This is a genomic window from Mycobacterium sp. E3305 (genome assembly GCF_001666785.1).
Taxonomy (GTDB): domain Bacteria; phylum Actinomycetota; class Actinomycetes; order Mycobacteriales; family Mycobacteriaceae; genus Mycobacterium.
Genome location: NZ_LZJA01000310.1, coordinates 1 through 1,628, shown reverse-complemented (window position 1 = coordinate 1,628; position 1,628 = coordinate 1). Strand labels below are relative to the sequence as shown.

The following is a 1,628-nucleotide window of genomic DNA, read 5'->3' as shown; positions in this document are numbered from 1 at the left end:
CACCCGCGCGACCTTGTTGCAGGTGTACCCCTGCGACGCCGGGTGCGCCTTGTCGCCCCGGATGCGGCCCAGCCGATCATCATCAACTTCCCGGGAACGGTGGAGGACGCCGGTGCCGCGATCAACGCCGTGCATGTCTCGTCGGTGCCGCCGGTGCCGGGCAAGTTCTACTGGATGACCCCGACCCAGTTGCGGTGGCGCCCGATCAACTTCTGGCCCGCGCACACCGCGGTGACCGTCGACGCCGGCGGCACCGTGACCAACTTCCAGACCGGGGACACGCTGATCGCCACGGCCGACGACTCCACCCACCAGCTGACCATCACCCGCAACGGCACGGTGGAGAAGACCTTCCCGATGTCGATGGGCATGACGTCCGGCAATCACCAGACGCCCAATGGCACCTACTACGTGCAGGACAAGAAGGCCTCGGTGGTGATGGACTCCTCCACCTACGGGGTCCCGGTCAACTCGACCTACGGCTACAAGGTGACGGTCGAGGACGCGGTCCGCTTCGACAACGTCGGCGACTACGTGCACAGCGCGCCATGGTCGGTCGACGACCAGGGCAAGCGCGACGTCAGCCACGGCTGCATCAACATCAGCCCCACCAATGCCAAGTGGTTCTTCGACAACTTCGGCCCGGGTGACCCGATCGTCGTGAAGAACTCCAGCGGCGGCAATTACAAGAAGAACGACGGCTCCGCCGACTGGATGAACTAACCTCCCAGCCCGGCAGCCCCCGCAAGCGGGAGGTACCCCCAGCAAAATCGCCCATCCCGAAGAGGAATTGGGCGATTTTGTGTCTGCTCGCGAGTGTAAGTGGGGGCTTTCGCGGGGCGCGCGATTATGTATAGCATCATACATACTGCCGACCCGAGGAGCGCCGATGCGCAGTCCACGCGAGCGGATGGTGATCTCCGCCGCGCTGCTGATCAGGGAGCGGGGCGCCCACGCCACCGCGATCTCCGATGTGCTCGAGCACAGCGGCGCGCCGCGAGGCTCGGCGTACCACTACTTCCCCGGCGGCCGCACGCAACTGCTCTGCGAGGCGGTCGACTACGCCGGCGAACACGTCGCCGGGGTCATCGCCGAAACCGACAGCGGAGCTCAGCTGCTGGACACCCTGATCGACAAGTACCGCCGCCAGCTGCTCGACAGCGACTTCCGCGCGGGCTGCCCCGTGGTCGCGGTCTCGGTGGAAGCCGGTGAGGAAGACGGCGAACGCATGGCGCCGGTCGTCGAGCGTGCGGCGTCGGTGTTCGACCGCTGGACCGACCTGATCGCGCAGCGCTTCATCGCCGACGGGATACCGCGCCCGCGTGCCGCGGACCTGGCGATGCTGGCCACCACCGCGCTCGAGGGCGCGATCGTGCTGGCCCGGGTGCGCCGCGACCCGGCTCCCCTTGACGTCGTGCACCGCCAGCTACGCGACCTGCTGCTGGCCGAGGCGACCAGAAAGGACGTCCCGCGATGACCGGAGAATGGAAGTCCACCGCCTGCATCCTCTGCGAATGCAACTGCGGCATCGTCGTCCAAGTCGAGGATCGCCGGCTGGCCCGCATCCGGGGCGACAAGGCGCACCCGGCGTCGCAGGGGTACACCTGCAACAAGGCCCTGCGGCTGGA

Annotated in this window: 3 protein-coding genes; all 3 read left to right on the top strand. The window is 67.4% G+C overall.

Going from position 1 to position 1,628, the window contains the following annotated elements:
* A partial coding sequence (locus A5701_RS26795) for a L,D-transpeptidase family protein (protein WP_231972889.1) occupies positions 1–723 on the top strand: 723 nt, incomplete at its 5' end.
* A 166-nt stretch (positions 724–889) separates the two neighbouring features.
* A complete protein-coding gene (locus tag A5701_RS26790) occupies positions 890–1,477 on the top strand; it encodes a TetR/AcrR family transcriptional regulator (RefSeq protein ID WP_067761333.1) in 588 nt (195 codons plus the stop codon).
* Positions 1,474–1,628 (top strand): hypothetical protein (locus tag A5701_RS27835; protein ID WP_156670290.1); only part of this gene is annotated, 155 nt, incomplete at its 3' end. The genes A5701_RS26790 and A5701_RS27835, both read left to right, overlap by 4 nt.